Here is a 1564-nt window from a genome sequence, read left to right on the forward strand (position 1 = left end):
GCATCGTGCACGACGTGCGCGCCGTGATGCCGGCCGACGGGATTCTCGCCCTCGACAACGGCATGTACAAGATCTGGTTTGCGCGCAACTACCGGACGCGCATGGCAAACACGATCCTGCTCGACAATGCGCTGGCCACCATGGGCGCGGGCTTGCCGTCGGCGATGATGGCGGCACTGCTCTATCCGCAGCGCCGTGTCATGGCCATCTGTGGCGATGGCGGGTTCATGATGAACAGCCAGGAACTGGAAACCGCCGTCAGGCTCAAGCTCAACCTGGTCGTCCTGCTGCTCGAGGACCACGCCTACGGCATGATCCGCTGGAAGCAGGCGGTCGATGCGTTCCCGGATTTCGGCATGACCTTCGGCAATCCCGATTTCGTCAAGTATGCCGAGGCCTATGGCGCCAAGGGGACCAGGGTTGCGGAGATCACCGACTTGCGGCCGGTGCTGGAACAGGCCTTCACCGGCGGCGGCGTGCATCTCGTCGTCGTGCCCATCGACTATTCCGAAAACACCAGGGTGCTTGTCGACGAACTGCGCGAGCGGCTGCCAGCGCCGCAGACGCCCTGACGGCAGCGACAAGCCGCCGTCAGGATTGCTTGGGCGGAAGACCCTACACCTTGCAGTAAGGCGTCACCGGCTCGATGGTGCCGAAGTCCTTAGCGATCTCGTAGCCGATGCCGTCGGCCGCCGCCTTGCCTACATAGGAATGGCACAGCGTGTGGTTGTTGGTGGCGTCGACACGGATCTTGCCTTGCGGTGCGTCGAACTCGATCGACGGCAGCGCGGCCAGCACATCATCGTCCTTCAACGATCCAGCCTTCTCGGCGGCCAGCGCATAGAGATGCAGGCCGTTGTAGCCGGCCTCGCCGATGCCGTTGACCATCTTCTCCTGACCGAATTTCTCGCGGAAGCTCGAGATGAACTTCTTGTTGACCGGGTTGTCCAGCGCCATCCAGTAGGGTTGCGGTGCATAGGTGCCGGCCGCCACGCCGGGCGGCAGCGCGTCCTTGTTGAAGACCTCGTCGAGCGGGGCGATCAGCGGCTGCTTGATGTCGAAGCTGCGATACTGCTTGAGCTGGGTGACGGCGTCGTTGCCGACCACCATCGACCAGACGACATCGGGCTTCAGTGACTTGATCTTCTGGAAGGCCGGGCCGAAATCGGTGGTGCCGAACGGATAGTAGTCGGCGCCGATGATCTTGCCGCCGGCCTTCTCATAGGCCGCCGTGATCGCCTCGGTCATCTTCTGCGGCCAGGCATAGTCCGAAGCCATGACATAGATCGTCTTGCCGAGGTTCTCGGCCACCCACGGCATCATCGGGTCGACCTGCTGCATCGGGATCGGGCCGGTGGCGACGAAGTAGCTGTTGCATTCGCCGCCTTCGAAATTGGTCGGGTAGAAGAACAGCTTCTTGGCCTTCGAGGTGACCGACAGCGTGGCGCTGCGCTCGGGCGAAATGATCGTGCCCATGATCACGTCGACCTTGTCTTCGTTGATGAGCTTGCGCGCCTTGTCGATGGAGCCCTTGGTCGTGGTCTGGTTGTCCTCGATGATGAGC

General features: G+C 62.4%; 2 protein-coding genes. One reads left to right on the forward strand and one right to left on the reverse strand.

All coding sequences use genetic code 11. From position 1 onward, the window contains the following. Positions 1–572: thiamine pyrophosphate-dependent enzyme (locus EN750_RS33580; protein WP_245482885.1), on the forward strand; the 572-nt coding region annotated here is incomplete at its 5' end. Between the two features lie 43 nt (positions 573–615). Here the strand turns inward: EN750_RS33580 and EN750_RS33585 are convergent. Then, positions 616–1564 (reverse strand): substrate-binding protein (locus EN750_RS33585; RefSeq protein ID WP_127399216.1); only part of this gene is annotated, 949 nt, incomplete at its 5' end.

The organism is Mesorhizobium sp. M7A.F.Ca.ET.027.03.2.1 (assembly GCF_003999175.1).
Taxonomy (GTDB): Bacteria; Pseudomonadota; Alphaproteobacteria; order Rhizobiales; family Rhizobiaceae; genus Mesorhizobium.